Source organism: Pseudomonas inefficax, assembly GCF_032164165.1.
GTDB lineage: Bacteria > Pseudomonadota > Gammaproteobacteria > Pseudomonadales > Pseudomonadaceae > Aquipseudomonas > Aquipseudomonas inefficax.
In genome coordinates, this window is record NZ_CP134401.1 from 58,016 (window position 1) to 79,662 (window position 21,647).

The following is a 21,647-nucleotide window of genomic DNA, read 5'->3' on the forward strand; positions in this document are numbered from 1 at the left end:
TCAGGCGCCCAGGGCCTGGCGCAGGCGCGCTTCCAGCTGGGCGGCATCGAGGTCCTGGCCGATCAGCACCAGGCGGGTGATACGCGGCTCGTCGGCGCGCCAGGCGCGGTCGAAATGCTTGTCGAAACGGGTACCCACGCCTTGCACCAGCAGGCGCATCGGCTTGCCGGGGATGGCCGCGAAGCCTTTTGCGCGCAGGATGCCGAACTCCACCACCAGCTGGGTCAGGGCGTCGAGCAGCAGGCTTTCGTCGGCTTCTGGCAGGTCGATGGAGATGGAGTCGAAGGCGTCGTGGTCATGATCGTCATGGTCATCGCCGTCATGGTGCGAATCATGGTGGGTACGGCGGCCATCGATGTGCGCCTCAGACTCGGCGCCCACGCCCAGCAGCACCTCCAGCGGCAGCTTGCCGCTGCTGGCTTCGATCACCTTGACCGCTGGCGGCAGCTCTTCGGCCACCTCGGCGCGGACCTTGGCCAGGCCTTCGGCGTCGATCAGGTCGGCCTTGTTCAGCACCACCAGGTCGGCGCTGGCCAGCTGGTCGGCGAACAGTTCGTGCAGCGGTGATTCGTGGTCCAGGTTGGGGTCGAGCTTGCGTTGGGCATCGACCTGGTCCGGATAGGCGGCGAAGGTGCCAGCGGCCACGGCCGGGCTGTCGACCACGGTGATCACCGCGTCGACGGTGCAGGCATTGCGGATTTCCGGCCACTGGAAGGCTTGTACCAGCGGTTTGGGCAGGGCCAGACCGCTGGTTTCGATGAGGATATGGTCCAGGTCGCCACGGCGTGCCACCAGCTCGCGCATCACCGGGAAGAACTCTTCCTGCACGGTGCAGCACAGGCAGCCGTTGGCCAGCTCGTAGACGCGGCCGCTGGCTTCTTCTTCGGTGCAACCGATGCTGCACTGCTTGAGGATTTCGCCATCGATGCCCAACTCGCCGAACTCGTTGACGATCACCGCAATGCGGCGGCCCTGGGCGTTGTCGAGCATGTGGCGCAGCAAGGTAGTCTTGCCCGAGCCGAGGAAGCCGGTGACGATGGTGACGGGGAGCTTGGCCAGTGTTTTCATGTCGCATTGCCCTTGGCAGATTGGCGCGGGCATGCAGGACGACAGCCGCGGGCCATGCCGGCCGGGCTTGTTCGCCACCGGATCACCCCGCCCGGTTGAAAGTCGAAAACGTGACGAGGCAGGTCTCCTGGCTCGCACCGTTCCATGTGCCCGCTGGTGCAGCAGGCTGGCGGGATGACGCCTTCCCGCGCGCGAGCGCAGTGGCTGTGTCGATCCGTTGTCGGTGCTTACAGTTGCGGGGGCAGCCGCGGCTTGTACCGCGTTCCCGTCTTAGCTTCGGCCTGGCCGAAGAACCTCGAAGTGGCAAGGCTACGCAGTGGCTGGCGGGTGGTCAACCATTGCTGTCGGACTGGCCGACAACCAGTGGCGCAACTGCGTTACAGTGGTGGCTTTGAGCAGCGAGGCCCACCGGTGAAACCCCTGAACAAGCGCGATATGGCACGCCTGGAGCGTGAACTGGTGGTTTGCCTGACCGAAGCCTGCGAAACCGCCAAGGCCGAGATCGTCGGTTTCAGCTGGCTTACCCACCGTCTCGCGCCCGAGGATTTTCCGGCCAGCCTGCGTATTACCTGGGTGTTCGAGCGAGAGGTCGACAAGGCCGCCGCCGTGGCGGGCGACGCGAAGGTGCGCATGCTGGCGCTGACGGGCCTTGCACTGGAGCAGGCCGGCATTCAGCTGGATCATCCGGCCTGGCATGTGCGGTTTGACAGTGAAGAGGCTTGCCAGCAGAGCCACGGGGGTGACTGGAGCAAGCGCTTGATGGGGCGCTGAACCAGGGGCATGCGCGGTCCTACAGGTCCAGCGCACACCTTAAGGGTGCCGCCGGCAATGTGGGAGCGGGTTCACCCGCGAACACGGGCGAAGCCCGTGCCATCCACCGCGTCGCCTGTTTCGCGGGTGAACCCGCTCCCACAGGGCCCGCGGCGCACTCGTGGAACCAGCCTGGGCTTGCAGGCCTATGGCGGCAACTACAGCTTCTATTCGGCCCAGAAAGCCAGCCAGACGGCGCTGGCCCAACAGCAACTTGCCAGGCTGAAACAGCAGCAGCAACGCCAGGCGCGCGAACTGCAGCGCACTACCAGGCCACACCAGCGTGCTCGATCACCTGCGCCAGGCAAACCCGACACTGGCCCAGGGCGACTTGCGCAGCCGCCTGGCACAACTGGGCCTGGATGCGGCCCGCATCGAACTGCCCAGCGGCCTGCTAAGCGGCGGTGAGCGGATGAAGGCAGCACTGGCCGCCGCGCTGTACCGCGAACGGCCACTCGACCTGTTGCTGCTGGACGAACCCGGCAACCACCTGGACCTGCCGTCGCTGGCCGTACTGGAACACATGCTCGGGCAGTTTCGCGGGGCGCTGGTGGTGGCGTCCCACGACCAGGTACTGCTCGACCAGCTGGCGCTGGACGAGTACCTGCACCTGTAGAAGCTGCAATGAATGCATTGCAGGCTATCAATTCGTGACTGGCCGTTCCCGATCTGCCACGGATGTATTATGGTGGCGTGGTGCGCATATAACAGCAGCCCGAGCAATCGGGCACTTGCAAGACAATGAGGGTGTCATGAGCAACGAAAGCATTAATTGGGACAAGCTCGGTTTCGACTACATCAAGACCGACAAACGCTACCTGTCCGTATGGCGCAATGGCGAGTGGGACAAAGGCACCCTGACCGAAGACAACGTACTGCACATCAGTGAAGGCTCCACGGCCCTGCACTACGGCCAGCAGTGCTTCGAAGGCCTCAAGGCCTACCGTTGCAAGGACGGTTCGATCAACCTGTTCCGCCCGGACCAGAACGCCGCCCGCATGCAGCGCAGCTGCGCCCGCCTGCTGATGCCGCAGGTGCCGACCGATGTGTTCATCGAGGCGTGCAAGCAAGTGGTCAAGGCCAACGAGAAGTTCGTACCACCGCACGGTAAAGGCGCCCTCTATCTGCGTCCGTTCGTGATCGGCACCGGTGACAACATTGGCGTGCGCACCGCCCCCGAGTTCATCTTCTCGATCTTCGCCATCCCGGTTGGCTCGTACTTCAAGGGCGGCATGAAGCCGCACAACTTCCAGATCTCCAGCTTCGACCGCGCGGCACCGCAAGGCACCGGCGCGGCCAAGGTCGGTGGCAACTATGCCGCCAGCCTGCAACCGGGTGCAGAAGCGAAGAAGGCCAACTTCGCCGACGCCATCTACCTCGACCCGCTGACCCACACCAAGATCGAGGAAGTCGGTTCGGCCAACTTCTTCGGCATCACCGCCAACAACGAGTTCGTCACCCCGAAATCGGCTTCGGTGCTGCCAGGTATCACCCGCCTGTCGCTGATGGAACTGGCGCAATCGCGCCTGGGCCTGACCGTGATCGAAGGCGATGTGGAAATCAACAAGCTGGACCGCTTCATCGAAGCCGGCGCCTGCGGTACCGCTGCGGTGATCACACCGATCGGCGGCATCGAGTACAACGGCAAGCTGCATGTATTCCACGACCTGGAAAAGGTCGGCCCGGTTACCCAGAAGCTCTACAACGAGCTGACCGGTATCCAGAGCGGTGATGTGGAAGCACCGGCTGGCTGGATCGTCAAGGTCGCCTGAGGCGCTTTAGCGGTTTGAAGGACGGGGCATGCCAGCGATGGCATGCCCCGTTTTTTTTCGGCTGACCCGGTCAACTTCGGATGGCACCGGCTGCGCCGGTGTTCGCGGCTAAAGCCGCTCCCACAGGTACAGCGCATGCCTGAAACCAGCGCCGTCCCTGTAGGAGCGGCCTTGTGTCGCGAAAGGGCTGCGAAGCGGCCCCAGGATATCCGCACAATGCACAAATCGAGGTACGGCGCAGGCAGGTAGTTCTCATGCAAGGCGACGCTGCATCAGCAGGTGCCGGGCCTTGTCGAAAGCCCAGTTGTACAGCACGGTGTAGGGCAGGATGATCACGAAGAAGCCCAGCTCCACCATGAACGCCTGCAGCAACGAAATCTCCAGCATCCAGGCCGCCACCGGCAGGCACCACACCACCAGCCCGGCTTCGAAGCCCAGGCCGTGCACGAAGCGTACGCTGGCCTTCCAGTGGATGCGCTCGACCTGCACGTAGCGATCGACCAGCGCGTTGTAGACCATGTTCCACAGCATGGCGATCATCGACAGGGTCACCGCCAGCGCTCCCGCCGTCGCCAGCGACTTGCCCATGATCCAGGACAACAGTGGCGCACACAGCAGCACGGCGAACACTTCATAACCGACGGCATGAACCAGGCGTTCGCTGAAAGACACGTTTTTCATTGCAAAATCCATCCATTGCGTGAGTCGTGCTTCCCATCTTCTTTGATAGAACTGATACTCGCGACATAGCTACCATCGGTTTTATCAATACCATGCGTTATTCACCCGAAGCTCTGGTCGCCTTTGTCGAAGCTGCATCGCTGGGTTCGTTTTCCGCTGCGGCGCGCAAGTTGCGCAAAAGCCAGTCCACCATCAGCATCGCCATCGCCAATTTCGAGGTCGATGTAGGTTGCCCGTTGTTCGAGCGTGGCGGCCGTCATCCCACCCTGAACGAGGCTGGGCGGCAGGTGCTGAGCCATGTCGAGGCGATTCTCGATGCCAGCGCCCAGCTCGATGCCCTGGCGGTAAGGCTGGCGGAAAACGTCGAGGCACTGGTCTCGGTAGTGATGTCGGACAGCTACAGCGTTACCTTCCAGGGCGCGGTAATGGCCCGCTTCGCTCAGCACTACCCGCATACCGAGCTGCGCTGCGGCCCGTCGGAAGATGCCGATGTGATCGAGCTGATCCAGCAGGGCCTGGCACATATCGGCATTCTTGCCACCCAGCCCAGCTATCCCGCTGACGTTGCCGTGGCACGCTTGCCCGAGCAGGCAGAGTTTGCAGTGTATGTGGCCAGCGGGCATCCGTTGGCGGCTTTGCCTAAGGTGCAGTCGCAGCACCTGGAGAACGTAAGGCAGCTGTATATAAAGACCTATGCTCCAAGCTTGCACCAGGGGCGTGGCCAGGCCTGGTCGGCACCGGACTACCTCACTCTGCTGGAATTCGCCGTGCGCGGGTTCGGCTGGGCCGAACTGCCCAGGGCATTGGTGGCTCGGTTTGGCAGTGGGCTGGTGGAGCTGCAGGTGGCCGGGTACCCGCGACGGGTTGACATGGATGTGGCCTGGTCGAGCCGTCGCGCGCTCGGGCCGGCCGGGCAGTGGCTGGTGCGACAGATGCTGGGGCAATAGGCCTTTGTCGCCTGCAAGATCCAGGGGCTGCTGAGCAGCCCGTCGCGACGCAAGGCCGCTCCTACAGGGCAGTAAAGCGAAAAATCCTACAACATTTTAGGAAGCCCATCGCTCCCCCGCGAAGGTGTTCCTCGCTAGTGTTTTGGCCGTTGCGTCAAATCACTGGAAAAGGAACTCCTGATGAGCATCAGCAAAACCATCCACATCGCCATGCAGGAAGAGATCCCCAATACCTACGGCACCTGTAATGCCTGCGAACGCTCCGGCCTGCCGATTCTGCTGCTGCGCGAGGCCTACGCCCCACGCCCGGATACAGGGCGCCCCTATCGCCTGGCAGACGATAGCGAAATCATCTTCCACCCGATGCACACCGACCAGTTGCGCCTCCTGCGCCAGGGTTATGTCTACGTACTGCTCGACCAGGAAATCTGGCAGGCCTACGAGGTAGCGGCGGAAGGTACCTTGCAGCGCTTTCCGGTATCGCAGATGCCCTTGGGGCCACCCAGGTCGTTACCCAAGGTATGCGCCACCGAAGGCCACGATGTGATCGCCTCCTTCATCAACATCGATACCCTGCTCTACCGCAAGGCCTGGATCGCCTTCGCCAACGACCCCTGGCCCCGTGCGGTACTCGACCGCTATCGGCAAGGCATCGCCGACAGTGACCCGGGCACCCTCGCCCGCTTCGTCGAAGTGGACCTGAACACCGCACGCAACGACCCTGCCAGCCTCGGCATCGCCATGACCGACAGCTTCCGCTTCGGCCTGGAGCAGGTGCTGGAGTTCTCTACCTTTTCCTCCGCCAGGTTCACCAGCGCTCATGGCTTTTACAGCCGCCTGGGCCGCTGGCATGAGACCCGCACCCATGTACGCAATGTCATCCAGCAGGAACAACTGCCCAATGGCCTGCTGGCGCTGGCGCTGCCCGACCCGGTCGGCATGGTCATGGAGCTCAACGCGCAACGCACTGGCTGGGTGCAAGCCCTGCAGGAATGGCGGGCGCAGCCACAGCGGCACTTTGAATACTTCACCTCGCAAGCACTACTGGGCATTCGCGAACTGCACGCGGCCACGGCGGCCGCGCAGGGTGCCGAGGACGCGCAGCGGGAAGCCCGGCAGGTCGAGCAGTGGAACGACAGCCCGATCGCGGCCAAGGCGTATCTGCCGCCGGTGGACATCGACGCGCAGACCGCACGCAACATCGCGCGCAAACAGCAAGAAGCGCGCGAGCGGCTGGAAGAGCGTTACGACGAAAGCGCCCGCGCCGCGTTCCAGGCCGATTACGACCGCGAACTGACAAACTGGCAGTCGATGATCGACCAGGTTGGCGATCTGTATGCGCGCCACTATGCCAAACGGGCGTTTCAGCAAATCGGCTACCACGACTATGACGCGACCTCCCCTGTTTCGGTGGAGTACTTCATCCAGATGATGGCCACCTGCCTGGCCGGCGGGCCCACTGAACCCCTGCCTCAGGAGGGTCAGCCGCTCGGGATCACCCAGCATATCTGGCAGCAGTTGCTGGAAGACGACCGTAGCCTGCTTTACCAGGCGCTGCTGGCCAAGAACCAGAAACTGATGCAGCAGGTGACCAGCGCGCTGGCCGGGGACGACTTCGGCAAGGTGTATGACATCATCAAGGGCATCGCCGGCACCGCCGATGGCCAGTTGCTGATGATCAAGCCGATACAGGATGCCGTTGGCCAGTTACTGGCCGCGACCAACAGCGCAGGGAATGCGCTCAGCCAGCACCTGAGTGAACGGACCAAGACCCTGATCGGCCATGTGCATCGCTCGGCGTTTGCCCTGTTCGCCGGGCAGCAAGTAGCGCCGCTGCGAGTGTCGCTGACAGTGGGCGAATACATGAGTTTGCTCAATGAAGCCCTGGAAGCGCGGACCGATGCGTTTCTGCAACAGGTAGACAAGCAGTTCCGTGATCCCCTGGGCCGCAAGGTGCGGGCCATGGTGCTGAGTGGCGCGATCAATATTGCGGCAGCGGGTAACCGTAGCCAGATGATCGAGGTGATGCTCTGGACGCTGGAAAGCGCCGAGAGTTTGCAGGCGCGGCTAGTTCAATTGCGGGCAAGTGCCGTATCGAGAGCCACTATGCTGGCGCGTACAATTACTGTCGGTACAAACACTTTTCGGCTAAGTGCAGAGGCGGCTCGTAGTTTGGCAAGCGATACGACTAATAGTTTGCGGAGTGCTGTAACAAACACGACAAGCGCCAGCCTGATGCTTGGGCTAGGCGGAATATGGTTCCATCAAGATAGCCTGCGCAAAAATTATCAGGCGCTACTTAAAACTTCCAACGTAGACTCGGAAGCGATCGCCGCAATATGGTCTTCTTCCCTTGGTGTGCTGGGAACAAGCGTAGAGAGTGTGGGACTTACCGCACAGTTACTTCGCCCGGAAAAGCTATGGCCAAGCGCTATTAGCACTGTGAATTTAGGTGAGCGCATCGCTAAGTTCGGTGGCGTCATAGCAGCACTCGCGGGGGTATCTGACGCAGCACAATATGCCTTCGCTGCGCGAAGATCAGCTGACCAGGGGGACGTTGCGTCCGCCCAAACCTATGGTTATGCAAGCGCCATTGCCTTTGCCACGATCTTCCCGGCGGGCTATGCCGCCCTTGTCCCAGGCACATTGCTAGGGCCGCTGGGGATCGCGATAATCTTGGGCTTGACAGCATACGCATTGGCGACCAGGGCGAAGCAAAAAGAATCCTCCGCGACAGAACTATGGGCTCGACGTAGCAGATGGGGGTTACCACCCGAACATCGGTATTGGTGTGAGGCAAAAAGTATTGATTTGGCTATTGGCGCTTTGAATGCCGCAGCTCTTGGCATGAGAGCAGAGGCCTCGATAAAAATTGGCTTCAAACAGGGGGGAAGTGAATCAGTAACCAGTGATAGCAGTACGGTGGCAGCAGGCTTTGTACTGAACGCGTATTTGAGCATGCCAAATTTCACGGTGGGTACTTCACGTTATCAATGGAAGCTGGACTTGCATCGAACCGGGGGAAGCAAAGGAACCATCACCCTATCAGGAGACAGCACTAGATTAGTATTGCCATCAAGCTCAGCACTGAGTGTTGCCGGTGTTTTTGCAGACGACATACTAAACAGCCTACACAAAAGCGTCGACACAGAAAGCAGGATCCTGAACATCCAAGGGGCATTCCCCTTGACAGATCACCACAACGTTACCTCTCTGGAGTTGAGCCTGATTTATTGGCCTGATCCTGATGACGAGTCGGCTCGTGCACAGATAACAATGACAGAGAACAGCATCAGATCTTTGGAGCACCTCAATTGGCCTCCCCATTACTAATCCCTCCTTGCGCGGGCTGGAAGGAGGATCTGCCTGGCCCAGCCACTCCTCCAGTCGTTGACAGGAATTTGGGCAGGCAGATACCAAACCATCAAGATACGATTTACCTTGAAGTGCCTCGCCACCCTATTTCACCTAGAGGTATCCTCTCGGCGCTCTCTCTACCTGCGGCCATATTTACGCTGCAGGTTCCTCATATGATCTTCAAAAGCTGGAGTATTGGCAGCATTGAGCTAGTCATTATTGGAGTTTTTGTGCTGCTCCTTGGCGTTTGGTGTACGTTTTTTGGATTCCAAGTTGATATATGTCCCCCTCGCGACCTACCCATCAGGTTCAACCGTGCGCGCCAGAAAATCTACGCCTACAACTTCAAACGCCAATGGTGGAACCCCCTCGACAAAGGCCAGGTCGTGCCGGTCAGTTACGACTGGTCCCAAGTCCGTGCCGAGCGCTGGTCACAAGCCGGCGCCCTGCCAAACGGCGGGATCATTTTCAAATGGGGTGTCATGCTGTCCATCGTTGCCCCAGGCACAAACAATGTCATCGACCGTTTTCCTCTGGTCACGATGGGCGCCAATGAGCATGCCTGGGCCTACATCTGCACCTACATGCAGGAAGGCCCCTCAGCCCTGCCGCCACCAGGCGAACCCAAAGACCACAACGATGTGCTGTGGTGTGAGTTCGCCCTGCGTTTGGCACCGAAGGTAAACTGGCCGTCCGAGATGGATCTGGAATCGAGAACAGCCCCATGAAGCGTGGCGGGGTAATCCGAGCGGCTCAATCCCCCGTCGGCACGTCTACCACCTTCCAGCTGTCATCCGGATCGAAGCGTTTCATCTCTTTGGCCAGTTTGTCGCCGTGCGGCCCGAGATCTTTCTCGAATACCTCGCCGTCATGGCTGATCATGAAGCTCATCACCCCGGTATCGTCGTACTTGGCCGGCCAGGCAACCATGGCGAAGCCGCGGCTCATCTGGTTACCGATCAGGTAGCTATAGGCACCGCCTGGAGCGGATGGGCCTTGTGCGTCGAGGATGCGGAAGTGGTAGCCATACCAGGCGTCGCCGACCATGTCCTGGCCGAACAGCGGGCCCAGCGGGCTGACCTGGCCATCGCCGTCGTCGTCCCAGTACAGCCCGTCATGCTTGCCGGGCTCGCTGAATATCTTCTGCGCGTACTCCAGCGCACCGTTGCCGTTGTGGTCCTGGGTGGCGTAGTCCATCTGCGCATCGTGGTAGGCCAGCATCGATTGCATGGCACCCAGTTCATTACGGCCAATACGCCGGGCACGGATTTCGGCGCTGCCGGCCTTGAGGTCGAAACGCCAACCCTCGCCGCCTTTGGTCAAAGGTATGGGCAACGTCCAGTGATCACTGCCCACCGCGAGGATGGCCTTGTTTGCCCCCGACATGTCGATGCTGTGCTGCGCGCGATACTGCGCCAGGAAGGTGTCAACATCACTGCGTTGCACACCGCCGCGCGGTATGTAGGTACGCCAGTCATCGCCCAGCAATCGGGCCAGGCGGGCTTCATCAGGTTTCTCCTCGCCCAGCGCCGCAACAAAGGATTCCACGGCCTTTTCCGGTGTCGGGAAGGCCTCTTGCGCAGCCGTCTGGGTTGACCAGGCCAGGCCGGCTGCGATCACCAGCGCCGCTATCGATTGACGGTTCATCGGCGGCCCCCTCCCCCGCGGCGTGCGGGCGCACTGGGCCGGGAAATCTGGTGCCCGGCGGCACGCGATGCGCTCGGGCGCTGGGCGAACGACTGGCTGGTGCGACCACGATTGGCCTGCGCACTGGTGCGTGAGGGTGAACGCACGCCGTCAAAAGCATTGTTACGCGCCCGGCCGGCGGTATTGGAAGGCCGGTTTTGCGCAAGCTGCCGCCCCTGGCCTTCGCCCTGCCTGCGCTGGTTCACCTGGTTGCTCTGCTGCCGAGCCTGGGTGTTGCGGGTTTCCTGCCGGCGGTCGGTTGCCCTCGGGTTGTCGCTACGGGGCTGCATGCGGTTGCCGATAGAATTGCCCGCCTGCGCCTCGCGCATCTGCTGGCGTGCCTGGCGGTTGCTGGTGGCTGGCCGTTCGATGCCAGCCCGGTCCATCGACGCCCTGGCCTTGTCCCGCGCCTGGGCGCGCTGGGCGTCGTCACCGCGGAAGGCAGTACGCTGGGTAGCGCCGTCCAGTTGGCGACCGTACTGCTGGCGGCTGCGGGAGTCGCGGTACGGTACGCCGTCGCGGTTGGCGGCGTTGTGTTGCCATTTGTTCTGGTTGTTGGTGATGCGGTTGTTGGCGTTGATGTTGTTGTAGCGGTTGACGTCGATGTCGATATCGTTGTTGCCCCAGTCACAGTCACCCCACAGCGAGGCAACGATCGCCACGCCGGTACCGAAGGCCAGGCCTGCCACCAGCGCGGAACCGGGGTAGTACATGGGTGGTGGCGGGTAGTATGCCGGCGGCGAAGCCGGGTAGGCCCAGGTGCCGTAAGTGGTGGTCGGGTTATAGCTGGGCACATACACCACTTGGGGGTCGGCCGGCTCGATGATGATGGTGGTGGGCGGGCTGCTGGCTGTAACCACCTGGGCGCTGCTACCGCTGGAGGCCGGTGCCGGTGCCGGGGCGGCCTGCACGGTCACGTTCTGGTACTGGTTGCTTTGCAGGTTGCCGGCGGCCTGGGCCTGGTGACGCAGGCGCTGCACGCCGCCCATGACATCGTCAGGCTGCGCGAGGAAGGCGTCGCCCAGGCGCTGCACCCAGACCGGGTCCTGCCCCAGGGTTGCCAGCACCTGCGGGAAGGCCACCAGCGCTTGTACGCTTGGGTCCCATGGCTGGTTCGCCACCTTCTTGACGGCATCGTCGCCGGTGGCCTTGGGGTTGGCCTTGGACCAGGTCACCGCTTCGCTCACTTGCCCCGGATAAGTGGAGGCCATCAATACCTGTGCCAGCAGCGCATCAGGGTACAGCGCGATGGGCGCAAGCATCTGGTCCAGTTGCTCCTGGGTGAACACCGGGTCCTTGGCCGCGACCGTGTCGGCTTGTGGTGCCGGGTCCGGGGCGGGTACATCCTCTGCCTGCACCGGAGCAGGCGCGGCATTCAGATACAGGATTACCAACAGGACCGCTGTCAATGGGATGCGCATCGCTTCTCTCCATGAGATCAGACCGCGTGGGTTAAGGGTAGCAATGGCGCTGCTTTTGACCAGATGCGAGTGCGCGAAATTTTCGTGTTCCAAGGGTGGGAGTGGTTGCTGCCTTTGAATCCATGACAAGGCTGGGCTGAGATCTGTAATTGACTGTACCGGTCCTTTCGCGGGCACGCCCGCTCCCACAGGTACTCCACAATATTCAAACCCGTGTTGAACCCATCGATAGTCACTATCGAGAATGGCAATTTCTGCCGAACGACATGGCCGAATAACCTAACTCCATCGACTCGCCGCCCACCACCCCGGCCCCTTGGAGCTACCTGATGAACACCTTGGCCCGCCTGCTGTCCGCCACCCTTGCCGTTATTGCCATCGCCATCATCAGCGGCTGTGCCAGCCACCCCGAACTGCGCCCCTACACCGCCGAAGAAACCCGTCAACTGCAACTGGAATCCTTGCAACGCCGTGGCCTGTCGCTTGACGACTACGAGCAGCAACGGCGGGTAATCCAGCGTGCCGGCAACCTGCCTGTGGTGACCGAAGCTGCCGACGCCGACCGTTCGACCAAAGGCTGAGTGGGCCAGCCAGCGGTTCCCTCCCGTTACCTGCACAGGTATGCTCTACCGCTCAATCGCAAGCCTTCCAGGACGGAGACCATGACCAGGCCCCTTCTGTTGCTGAGTGCTGCACTGCTGTTCAGCCCCGTGCTACTGGCCCAACAGATCAAACGCGAACTGGGCGGCTTCGACTTCACGCTCGGCACCACACCCTCACGCAGCATGGCCCAAGGGCTGATATCTCCCAGCGCCATCGGTGCGTTCCACGGCGGCCTCGACTTCAGCCACCCCAACGGTTGGTACCTCGGCCAGTACGCCCCGAGCATGGGCGTGACGCCCGACTCCACCTTGAGGCTGGACAGTTATCTGGGCTACAAGCACCAGTTCGACAGCAGCCTGGGCTACGAGGTGGGGTTGATCCACTATAGTCAGCCAAACATCGCTGGCCCCGACAGCTATGCCCTGTACGGTGGCGTTTCGGTGCTGGGCAGCCGTTTCGGTGGGGCGCTACGCGACAACCCCGATAACCGCACCGGCACGCTGTTCGCCGACTTCGGCCAACTGCCGCTGTTTGAGGTCGACCTGAGCGTCAAGCTAGCCCATCACCGCCTGGGTACGCCATTCACCATTGATGGTGGCAGCCAGGTGCATGCCTTTTCCGATTGGTCGCTGGAGCTCTCCCGACCCTGGCTCGGCATCGACCTGAACCTGATCTACAGCAACTCCAACCTCAGTGGTGGCGGGTGTGATGCGTATTCGGGCATCAACACCTATTGCGACAGCATGGTCACGCTCAAGGCGCAACGCAGTTTCTTTTAACGCCGCGATGCCAGCGCCAGGGCAATACCGCCCAACACCACCACGCACGCCACCAGCAAGCGCAACGACAATGGCTCGCCGATCAGGCCAACCCCGCCCAACGCTGCAATCACCGGGACGCCAAGCTGCATGGTCGCCGCCTGCTGCGCGCTGATTTGCCTGACCACGCTGTACCACACGGCATAGCCCGCACCCGAGGCCAGCATCCCGGAACCCAGCGCATACAGCAAGCCAAGCGGGCTCAGGTGCCAGCCGGCACCCATTAACAACATCGGCGACAGCAATACCAGGCACGGCAGGCTCCGGGCGAAATTGCCAGCGGTGTCGGCCAGCGGCCGGGGTGAGCCTTTGCCCAGCAGCGTGTACACGCCCCAGGCCACGCCGGACAGAGCCATCAACAAGGCGCTGGCGAAGGGGGGCGCCGCGGTACCGGGCAGCAGCAGCACCAGCAGGCCGGCAAAGGCGATCAGCATGCCCAGCAGCATCCGCGCGGTGACAGGTTCGCCTTTGTACCAGGCGAAGCCGAACATGGTGATCTGCACCGCGCCGAACAGCAGCAAGGCACCCGCGCCTGCGCCCAACTGCAGGTACGCCGCAGAAAACAGGAATGCATAGAGGAACAGCGCCAGGCCGCCACGCCAGCTGCCCCCCATGGCAAGCGCGGGTTTGCGCAGGCGGATCAACAGCAGCAGGAACAGTGCACCACTGGCCAGCCGCACCACGGTGAAGGACGCCGGGTCGATGGCCCCATCCTTCAGCGCGAGCCGGCAGAACACCGAGTTGGCAGCGAAGGCCGCCAGGCTGAAAAGTGCAGGCCAGACCCAGGCCCGGGCCTTGCGGCCGGTGAGCGTTGTGGTGCCGGTGCTCATGGTGTGGTCACCTCTGAGATCAATGGTTGCCATGCTGGTAGGGCGAGCACCGATATACAACATAGTGTTTATCTGACGCCAGCACCGAATCGCCCGGGCCTATATCGCTGCCAACGCCTCGATCTCCACCAGCATGCCGTCCAGCGCCAGCCGGGGTACCGGTATCAGCGTACAGGTCGGTTTCATGCCTGGGCCCCAGGCCTTGTCAGCCTCGGCTACCCACTCATGCAGGCGCGTTTCGGAATGCTCGACGATCAGCAGGGTCAGCTTGAACACCTGGGCCAGGCTGGCGCCTTTCGACGCCAGGGCAATCTCCAGGTTGGCCAGCGCCTGACGCGCCTGCTCGGCGAACAGCGGTGACAGCCGCCCGTTGCGATCCTCCCCGCCCTGGCCGGCGATGAACAGCAGGCGGCTGTCGGCACGAACCTCGGCGACATGGGAATAGGCATTGCCGCTGGGGTCGTACAGGCCCTCGGGATTGCTCAGCTGGAACGCGATTGAATGGCTCACGATAAGCCCTCGATCAGTTGGAGGAGGGACGGAGTATCGAACCTTGAGTCAACTTGAGGTCAAGCGCGGCTTTCAGGAACAGGCTTGCCCGCGAAGCAGGCGCCAGGTGTAAGACGTTTCGCACAGCGCGCTGGCTTCCTTGAACCACGCGTCTGTATGCGCAGTGGCCGCCAGGCGCTAGATTGCAAGGCCCCGGCATGGAGGCCTGCATGCAACAAGGAAAACACCATGAGCAAACATCAATTTCTACTCGCCTACACCATCAAGCCACGCGATCCGGATGCGGATGAATATGATGCGGCACAGGCACGCCAGCATTTGCGCGAGAACATCGGGCTGGATACCGTCGAACACATCGAAACCACCCTTTTGGGGCAGGTTCAGCTAGACAGCGTCACACCTGTTGGCCGGGCCAACGAGGCCGAACGGTGGATCCGCGATCTAATCCACGCGGAGCTCAAGCGCCTGCGTGTGCTGACGAGTGTAAAATTCTATGGCTGCCTGATGGTCGACGGCCTGGGGTCGGCGATCCGTTTCAGCATCGTCTAGCGCAAGGGCCGGCATCAGGCGCCCCCGCGCCTGATGCCGCGCACGGTCATTTTTCCTCCAGCACCGCCCTGCCCTTCACCGCCCGGGGGCCACGCCAGGCCCAGAACAGCAAGCCTGGGAATGGCGCGTAGACCACGAAGACGATCCACAGCATCTTGCGCTCGGCGCGCCGGTCACTGCCGATGATGTGCCAGATGGCCCAGATTTCCAGCAGAATCACAAAGGCCGCGATGATGATCCAGATCGTTCCGATTTCCATGAGCGCTCTCCCATTTGGCATGTAATGGGTTGGGTTGCAGAGGCTGCCGAGGGTTCAGATTGATTTGCCTGGCGGCATGGCACCGCGGCCCTTTGTAGGAGCGGCCTTGTGTCGCGATGGGCTGCGCAGCAGCCCCAGGATTTTTGCCCTACAAAGGACCGCAGGGGGCTGCTGCGCAGCCCATCGCGACACAAGGCCGCTCAGGGTGCAGTAACCGCTCTCAATGCCGTGGTGCAGTCTCCAGCGCCGCCTTCAACGCCGGCGCGTCGGCAAATGCCCGCTGGCTCACCAGCTTGCCCTGTTCCAGTTGCAACCACTGCACCTGGCCATCCTGCCCGGGATAACGGCTGGCCACCCGCCCGTCGCGGTCGAGCAGCACCCGGTAGTTGTAATCGCGCATGGCGGGGATGGCGAACAGCTTGCTGATCAGCGCCGGCATGCGCTGGATGTCGGCAACGAACACCGCATTGCGCGCTTCCAGATACCCCTCGGGCTGGTCGGCCAGCGCCGCCTTCACCAGCTTGGCACCATCCATGTCGCGCGCCACCAGCAAGATTTGCGTACCGGCGTCGAGGCTGCAGGCCTGGTCGTGCTGGTCGAGCAGCGTCCACGGCGCGAGCCTGTCGCCCGGTTCCAGGGCATTGGCCAGCAATGGCATCAGGCAAAGCAACAGGGCAGTGGCGTACTTCATCAAGGGCATCCTCAGTGACGGGAGCATCAGCATAGCGGCAACGGGCCAGGCCAGACAGGTTGTCTGAACACGACCTGGAACACGACACGGCCACCCGGGAGATTGTCTTTCCCCCGGCCACCCGCCACACTCTCGAGGCCAGCCAGCAAGCGGAGTCCAGAGTGCCCACGCCACGCCAGTTCAGCAAGAAGACCAGTACCAGCAACATGCTGCGGCTGAAGTCCACCAGCGCCAATGCCCAAGCCCCCTATCGGGTCGATTTCGTATTGCTCGAACACTTTTCGATGGCCAGCTTCACGGTGGCCATGGACGTGCTGGTCACAGCCAACCTGCTGCGCGCCGACAGCTTCCGGTTCACCCCGCTGTCGCTGGATGGCGACCGCGTGCTCAGCGACCTGGGGCTGGAGCTGGTGGCCACCGAGTTGTCTGCCGAGGCGCTGAAGGAGCTGGACCTGCTGGTGATCTGCGGCGGCCTGCGCACGCCATTGAAGTACCCCGAGCTCGACCGCCTGCTGGGCGATTGCGCGGCCCACGGCATGGCCCTGGGCGGGTTGTGGAACGGCGCGTGGTTCCTCGGCCGCGCCGGGGTGCTGGACGACTATGGCTGCAGTATCCACCCCGAACAGCGTGCCAGCCTGTCCGAGCGCAGCCCGCAGACGCGGATTACCCCGGCCAGCTTCACCCTCGACCGCGACCGCCTCAGCGCTGCCAGCCCCAATGGTGCCATGGAGCTGATGCTTGGCCTTGTGCGCCGGTTGTATGGCGACGGCCTGGCCGAAGGCGTCGAGGAAATCCTGTCGTTCTCTGGTGCCCGCTACCGCCAGGTCGGCCCGGGCGCGAAGAAGTCCATGAGCCTGCACTTGCGCACCATCGTCGAACTGATGGAGAACAACCTCGAGGAAACCCTCAGCCTCGACCAGCTGGCCGCCTACAGCGGGCGCTCGCGCCGGCAGATCGACCGCCTGTTCCAGGCCCAGCTGGGCACCTCGCCACGGCGTTACTACATGGAGCTGCGCATCACCAAGAGCCGCCGGCTGTTGCAGTATTCCGACCTGTCGGTGATGGAGGTGGCAGTGGCCTGCGGGTTTGTTTCGGTGTCGCACTTCAGCAAGTGCTATGCGGCCTACTTTGGCTACCCGCCGTCGCGTGAGCAGCGGTTGGGCGAGTGAGCATCAAGGCTTCATTCATGTGTCGCCTGGGCCGGCCCTTTCGCGGGTAAACCCGCTCCCACAGGTACTGTGCAAATCTTTGGGACAGCGGTGATCCTGTGGGAGCGGGTTTACCCGCGAAGAGGCCAGCCCAGGCACTGGAAAACCTTCAGGGGCGGCGCTCGATTTGGATATACCGCAACACCGCATCACAAATCATCGCTTTGTGACGCGCCTTGACCTGCTCATCGGACAGGTCGATCTGGAAGATCTCGCCAAAGGTGTGGCGGTTCGAAACCCGATAGAAACAGAACGAGCTCATCAGCATGTGCAGGTCGATGACCTCGATGCCGGCGCGGAACACACCTTCCTGCACCCCACGGCGCAAGGTATTGCCCAAGGCCTCGAGCACCAGGCTGCTCATTTCGCGAATCGCCGGCGACTGCTTGACGTACTCGCCGTAGTGGATGTTTTCGGTGCAGATGATCCGCACGAAATCGACGTTGCGGTCGTGGTGATCGAAGGTGAACTCCACCAGCCGGCGGATCGCCTGCTCGGCCGGCAGCGACTCCAGGTCCAGGCTTTGCTCGGTCTTGCGGATATCGCCGTACAGCTTGATCAGGCACTCGCAGTACAGCTGCTCCTTGCTGCCGAAGTAGTAGTAGATCATGCGCTTGGAAGTGGCGGTGCGCTCGGCAATGGCGTCGACGCGGGCACCGGCCAGCCCTTGCTGGACGAACTCGTTGATGGCGGCCTGGAGGATGTCCTCGCGCGTTTTCTCGGGGTTGTTCTTGCGCGTCTTGCGCCCCCCTTCGGTTTCAGGCTGGCCGAGGCTGACTACGGAATCACTCATACCCACTCACAGGCTGTTTATTGGAATGGGGGGATTATCCGTGAGCGCAGCCATGCAGGGAAGCGCGCTGTTGGTCGGGTGGCCACCAGCCACGGCTACTGGCCATCTGCAAACGGCGCCTGCCCAGCCAGGCGCCGGGTCAGTCGCGCTGGGCGGTATTGCGCTCCAGCGGCGGTGTCAGGTGCAGCACGCGGTTGCGCCCGCCTTCGGCCAGCAGGTAGCCCCCCTTGCCATCGGCGACGATCGACTGGGGCGCCTTGAGGAAAGACAGCACGGTCTGTCTCGAGCCGTCGGCATCGATGCGCAGCAGCCGGGCTCGGTGGGTGTTGTCTTCGCTGATCCACAGGCCGCGCTGGTCGCAGAACAGGAACGTCGGGTTGCGCAGGCCATCGACCACCACCGGGTCCCGGCCATCGTCGGACAGCGCGCGGACCTTGCCGTAGGCCTTTTCGGTATACAGCAAACGCCCATCGCTGCAGCGGGTCAGGCCTTCGGTTTCGGTCAGGCCGGAGCGCAGCACATCGAGCTGGCCGCTGCGCCAGTCATAACGCATCAAACGGCCATTGCCCTTGCGGTCCTCGATGGCGTACAGGTGCTCACCGTCGTTCCACAGGCCCTGCACGCTCTCGCCGTCGAACAGCCGCGTGACCTGGCCATCGCGGGCCAGGCTGACCGGGGCAAGCCCGCCTTCCTGGCTGAACACCCAGCCACCCTGCGCTGCCACCATGCCGTCTGGCTTGGACAAGTTGTCGATGACTACCACCCGGTCGCCTTCAGCGGTAATCCTGAGGATGCTGCCACGGCCATCATCCAGTTCACGGCTGACCAGCAGGCTGCCATCGACTTGCGGCAGCAGCGACGCGGCCTTGGTCACATCGCGGTGCAGCACCTCGACGTCCCAGCCGGAGGCAGCCTGGACCGGGTAGAAACTCTGCCAGGCAAAGAAGCCCAGGGTGGCGGTGAGCAGGCCGGCGGTTGCGGCCAAGGCAATAGGAGTGCTGCGCTTGCGCAGGATGTGCAACATGTAGGGCTCCTCGGGAATGCCGGGGAGCCTAGCAAGCGAATGTGAAAAAAATGTCGAAACGGACCAATCGTTACAAAACAAAAGGATATAAAAATAACAAAACAATCTAACCAACAGGAATATAAAAATTGAAAGCCAAACGCCACCTCCTTAGTCTGGGCACATCGTTTCCCTTCCAGCTCAAGGAGCAATGCCCATGCCCGCCCGTGCCTTCTCCCCCCTGCGCCGCCTGTTGATCGGCGGCTTGCTGGCCAGTGTCGCCAGTACCCTGTTGCCCTGGTCCCAAGCCCTGGCTGACGAAACCAGCACTCTGCGCATCGGTTACCAGAAGTTCAACAGCATCAACATCCTCAAGGGCAGCGGCGCCCTGGAGAAGGCCCTGGCGCCACAAGGGGTGAAAGTCAGCTGGCACGAGTTCGCCGCCGGCCCGCAGTTGCTCGAAGCCTTGAGCACTGGCGCCATCGACCTCGGCCATGCCGCCGACGCACCCTCGGTGTTCGCCCAGGCCGCAGGCAAGCCAGTGGTGTACCTGGCCGCCGAGCAACCCTACCCACGCGGCATCGGCCTGGTGGTACGCGAGCAGGACCACCTGGCCAGCGTGCAAGACCTCAAGGGCAAGCGCGTGGCCACTGGCCGCGGCTGGAACGCCCAGTACCTGCTGGCCGTTGCCCTGCAACAGGCCGGCCTCAGCTATCAGGACATCACCCCGGCCTATGTCAACAACGCCGCCGATGCCGTGGCCGCCCTGCAATCGGGCAGCGTCCAGGCCGTGACCCTGTGGGACCCGTTCCTTGCCGCGGCAGAAAGCCAACCGGGCCTGAAGAACCTGCGCGATGGCAGCGGTCTGTCCAACAACCGCACCTTCTACCTGTCCACCGCCGGCTTCGCCGACCAGCATCGCGCCTTGCTGAAGACCTTCTTCGCCGAGCTGGGAAAGGTCAGCCAGTGGGCCAATGCCAAGCCTGCCGAAGTCGCCGCGCTGCTGGCTCCGCAACTGGGGATCAACGCCAGCGTGCTGCAAGTGGCCAGCGAGCGGCGCAACTACAACGCCGTGGCCATTACCCCGCAGATCGTTGCCGAGCAACAGAAGCTGGCCGATACCTTCCAGGGCCTAGGCCTGATTCCACGCAAGCTGCAGGTAGCCGACGCGGTCTACCCGGCTTCCGTGTTGCCTTGAGCGGAGCACGCCCACCATGCCCCGCCCGATCCGCTTCAACGCCTTCAGCATGAATGCCGCCAGCCACCAGTCCCCCGGCCTGTGGCGCCACCCACGTAACACCAGCGTGGCCTTCAACCGCCTGGACTACTGGACCGACCTGGCCCGCCTGCTTGAACGCGGCCTGTTCGACGCCCTGTTCATCGCCGATGTGCTGGGCATCTACGACGTCTACCAGGGCGGCCCCGAAGCCGCCCTGCGCGGTGGCGTGCAGGTGCCGGTCAACGACCCGCTGCTGCTGGTGCCGGCCATGGCCGGGGTTACCGAGCACCTGGGCTTCGGCGTCACCTTCTCGCTCACCTACGAACACCCCTACCCCTTCGCCCGGCGCATGTCCACGCTCGACCACCTGAGCAATGGCCGGGTCGGCTGGAACATCGTCACCGGCTACCTCGACAGCGCCGCGCGCAACCTGGGCCTGGCGCGCCAGCTGGGCCACGACCAGCGCTATGACCTTGCCGAGGAATACCTGCAGGTGCTGTACAAACTATGGGAAAAAAGCTGGGAGGACGACGCGGTGCTGCTGGAGCGTGACAGCGGACGCTATATCGAACCTGCCCGAGTGCACCCCATCAACCATGTGGGTGAACACTTCCAGGTGCCAGGCATGCACCTGTGCCAACCTTCGCCGCAACGCACGCCAGTACTGTTCCAGGCCGGTGCTTCGGCACGCGGCCAGCAGTTCGCGGCGCGGCACGCCGAGTGCGTGTTCATCAGCGGGCCGACGCCCACGGTACTGCGCCGCTACGCCGACGGTATCCGCCAGGCCAGCGAGGTGGCCGGGCGTGGCCGGGACGAGGTGCTGATCTACGCCCAGGCGCTGTTGATCGTTGCCCCCACCCGTGAGGAGGCCGAGGCGCGCTTCGCCGAGTACCGCAGCCATGTAGACCTGGATGCTGCCCTGGCGCTGCTGTCGGGCTGGACCGGCATCGACTTTGCCGGCCTCGACCCCGATGCGCCGATCGAATACGTCGAGAACGATGCCGGCCGCGCAGCCCTGGCCGCCTTCACCGCCGCCGACCCGAACCGCCGCTGGACCGTGCGCGAGGCTGCCGAATTCATTGGCCTGGGTGGCCGTGGGCCGGTGCTGGTGGGTGCTGCCAGCGAGGTGGCCGACCAGCTGGAAAGCTGGCTGGACCAGACCGGCATCGATGGCTTCAACCTGACCTACGCAGTGCAACCGGACGACCTGGCCCATGTGGTCGAGTTGCTGGTGCCCGAGCTGCAACGCCGTGGCCGCTACCCGCTGAGCTATGCCGAAGGCACCTTGCGCCACAAGCTTTTCGGCCAAGGCGACCGCTTGCCGGAAGAGCACGCAGGCCGACAAGTACGCATTCAACCGGCAAATACCGGGTATTCCAACATTTAATTTGTGGATGGCACACACTCGACCCTATTCTGTCG

At 62.8% G+C, this 21,647-nt stretch carries 21 protein-coding genes, 1 pseudogene and 1 riboswitch; of the genes and pseudogenes, 12 read left to right on the plus strand and 10 right to left on the minus strand.

Going from position 1 to position 21,647, the window contains the following annotated elements; all coding sequences use genetic code 11:
- Positions 1-1,068, minus strand: a complete 1,068-nt coding sequence (gene cobW / locus RIN61_RS00260) for a cobalamin biosynthesis protein CobW (RefSeq protein ID WP_003247913.1) — start codon at positions 1,066-1,068, stop codon at positions 1-3.
- A gap of 100 nt (positions 1,069-1,168) precedes the next feature.
- A riboswitch (cobalamin riboswitch) is annotated at positions 1,169-1,381 on the minus strand.
- A 98-nt stretch (positions 1,382-1,479) separates the two neighbouring features.
- Here cobW and RIN61_RS00265 point away from each other — a divergent pair.
- From RIN61_RS00265 to RIN61_RS00275, 3 genes and pseudogenes are all read left to right on the plus strand, one after another.
- A complete protein-coding gene (locus tag RIN61_RS00265) occupies positions 1,480-1,839 on the plus strand; it encodes a hypothetical protein (protein WP_313855202.1) in 360 nt (119 codons plus the stop codon).
- A gap of 165 nt (positions 1,840-2,004) precedes the next feature.
- Positions 2,005-2,494: pseudogene (locus RIN61_RS00270) on the plus strand (AAA family ATPase); the annotation flags it as partial.
- A 136-nt stretch (positions 2,495-2,630) separates the two neighbouring features.
- Positions 2,631-3,650: a branched-chain amino acid aminotransferase gene (locus tag RIN61_RS00275; RefSeq protein WP_013972500.1), complete on the plus strand. Its 1,020-nt coding sequence runs from the start codon at positions 2,631-2,633 to the stop codon at positions 3,648-3,650.
- A 252-nt stretch (positions 3,651-3,902) separates the two neighbouring features.
- On the opposite strand, the gene RIN61_RS00280 is transcribed toward RIN61_RS00275, so the two are convergent.
- Positions 3,903-4,331, minus strand: coding sequence for a multidrug/biocide efflux PACE transporter (locus RIN61_RS00280; RefSeq protein ID WP_215521324.1), 429 nt, complete (start codon positions 4,329-4,331; stop codon positions 3,903-3,905).
- 92 nt (positions 4,332-4,423) lie between these two features.
- On the opposite strand from RIN61_RS00280, the gene RIN61_RS00285 reads away from it, so the two are divergent.
- From RIN61_RS00285 to RIN61_RS00295, 3 genes are all read left to right on the plus strand, one after another.
- Positions 4,424-5,278, plus strand: a complete 855-nt coding sequence (locus RIN61_RS00285; RefSeq protein ID WP_112249498.1) for a LysR family transcriptional regulator — start codon at positions 4,424-4,426, stop codon at positions 5,276-5,278.
- A 180-nt stretch (positions 5,279-5,458) separates the two neighbouring features.
- Positions 5,459-8,611: a T6SS effector BTH_I2691 family protein gene (locus RIN61_RS00290; RefSeq protein ID WP_313855207.1), complete on the plus strand. Its 3,153-nt coding sequence runs from the start codon at positions 5,459-5,461 to the stop codon at positions 8,609-8,611.
- A gap of 197 nt (positions 8,612-8,808) precedes the next feature.
- Positions 8,809-9,363 carry a DUF6708 domain-containing protein gene (locus RIN61_RS00295; protein WP_252192209.1) on the plus strand — a complete coding sequence of 185 codons (555 nt, stop codon included), beginning with the start codon at positions 8,809-8,811 and terminating at the stop codon, positions 9,361-9,363.
- A 25-nt stretch (positions 9,364-9,388) separates the two neighbouring features.
- Here the strand turns inward: RIN61_RS00295 and RIN61_RS00300 are convergent, their stop codons facing one another.
- Positions 9,389-10,282, minus strand: coding sequence for a DUF2950 domain-containing protein (locus RIN61_RS00300; protein ID WP_112252954.1), 894 nt, complete (start codon positions 10,280-10,282; stop codon positions 9,389-9,391).
- Positions 10,279-11,742, minus strand: a complete 1,464-nt coding sequence (locus tag RIN61_RS00305) for a DUF3300 domain-containing protein (protein ID WP_112252955.1) — start codon at positions 11,740-11,742, stop codon at positions 10,279-10,281. Before RIN61_RS00305 ends, RIN61_RS00300 begins: the two co-directional genes overlap by 4 nt.
- A gap of 329 nt (positions 11,743-12,071) precedes the next feature.
- Between RIN61_RS00305 and RIN61_RS00310 the strand changes: the two genes are divergently transcribed.
- Both RIN61_RS00310 and RIN61_RS00315 read left to right on the plus strand, forming a co-directional pair.
- Positions 12,072-12,323, plus strand: coding sequence for a hypothetical protein (locus RIN61_RS00310; RefSeq protein ID WP_112252956.1), 252 nt, complete (start codon positions 12,072-12,074; stop codon positions 12,321-12,323).
- A gap of 81 nt (positions 12,324-12,404) precedes the next feature.
- Complete coding sequence (locus RIN61_RS00315; RefSeq protein ID WP_112252957.1) at positions 12,405-13,124, plus strand: TorF family putative porin; 720 nt, start codon at positions 12,405-12,407, stop codon at positions 13,122-13,124.
- On the opposite strand, the gene RIN61_RS00320 is transcribed toward RIN61_RS00315, so the two are convergent.
- The gene (locus RIN61_RS00320) at positions 13,121-13,993 is read right to left on the minus strand and encodes a DMT family transporter (protein ID WP_112252958.1); all 873 of its coding nucleotides are present in this window, start codon (positions 13,991-13,993) and stop codon (positions 13,121-13,123) included. The two genes, RIN61_RS00315 and RIN61_RS00320, sit on opposite strands and share 4 nt — an antisense overlap.
- 99 nt (positions 13,994-14,092) lie before the next feature.
- Positions 14,093-14,503: a RidA family protein gene (locus tag RIN61_RS00325; RefSeq protein WP_313855217.1), complete on the minus strand. Its 411-nt coding sequence runs from the start codon at positions 14,501-14,503 to the stop codon at positions 14,093-14,095.
- A gap of 228 nt (positions 14,504-14,731) precedes the next feature.
- Between RIN61_RS00325 and RIN61_RS00330 the strand changes: the two genes are divergently transcribed.
- Positions 14,732-15,052: a hypothetical protein gene (locus RIN61_RS00330; RefSeq protein ID WP_112252960.1), complete on the plus strand. Its 321-nt coding sequence runs from the start codon at positions 14,732-14,734 to the stop codon at positions 15,050-15,052.
- A 46-nt stretch (positions 15,053-15,098) separates the two neighbouring features.
- Here RIN61_RS00330 and RIN61_RS00335 read toward each other — a convergent pair whose 3' ends face one another.
- Together RIN61_RS00335 and RIN61_RS00340 are read right to left on the minus strand one after the other, a co-directional pair.
- Positions 15,099-15,311 (minus strand): PLDc N-terminal domain-containing protein, encoded by a 213-nt coding sequence (locus RIN61_RS00335; RefSeq protein WP_112252961.1) that lies wholly within the window; start codon positions 15,309-15,311, stop codon positions 15,099-15,101.
- A gap of 220 nt (positions 15,312-15,531) precedes the next feature.
- Positions 15,532-16,002, minus strand: coding sequence for an FAD/FMN-containing dehydrogenase (locus RIN61_RS00340; RefSeq protein WP_215521277.1), 471 nt, complete (start codon positions 16,000-16,002; stop codon positions 15,532-15,534).
- A gap of 161 nt (positions 16,003-16,163) precedes the next feature.
- On the opposite strand from RIN61_RS00340, the gene RIN61_RS00345 reads away from it, so the two are divergent.
- Positions 16,164-17,171, plus strand: coding sequence for a GlxA family transcriptional regulator (locus RIN61_RS00345; RefSeq protein ID WP_112252524.1), 1,008 nt, complete (start codon positions 16,164-16,166; stop codon positions 17,169-17,171).
- Positions 17,172-17,319: 148 nt separating this feature from the next.
- Here RIN61_RS00345 and RIN61_RS00350 read toward each other — a convergent pair whose 3' ends face one another.
- Together RIN61_RS00350 and RIN61_RS00355 are read right to left on the minus strand one after the other, a co-directional pair.
- The gene (locus RIN61_RS00350; protein ID WP_133972030.1) at positions 17,320-18,003 is read right to left on the minus strand and encodes a TetR/AcrR family transcriptional regulator; all 684 of its coding nucleotides are present in this window, start codon (positions 18,001-18,003) and stop codon (positions 17,320-17,322) included.
- A 139-nt stretch (positions 18,004-18,142) separates the two neighbouring features.
- A complete protein-coding gene (locus tag RIN61_RS00355; protein WP_313855224.1) occupies positions 18,143-19,027 on the minus strand; it encodes an NHL repeat-containing protein in 885 nt (294 codons plus the stop codon).
- Positions 19,028-19,223: 196 nt separating this feature from the next.
- Between RIN61_RS00355 and RIN61_RS00360 the strand changes: the two genes are divergently transcribed.
- Both RIN61_RS00360 and RIN61_RS00365 read left to right on the plus strand, forming a co-directional pair.
- A complete protein-coding gene (locus RIN61_RS00360) occupies positions 19,224-20,204 on the plus strand; it encodes an aliphatic sulfonate ABC transporter substrate-binding protein (protein WP_207879931.1) in 981 nt (326 codons plus the stop codon).
- A gap of 16 nt (positions 20,205-20,220) precedes the next feature.
- A complete protein-coding gene (locus RIN61_RS00365; protein WP_313855225.1) occupies positions 20,221-21,612 on the plus strand; it encodes an LLM class flavin-dependent oxidoreductase in 1,392 nt (463 codons plus the stop codon).
- The last annotated feature ends 35 nt before the right edge of the window (positions 21,613-21,647 follow it).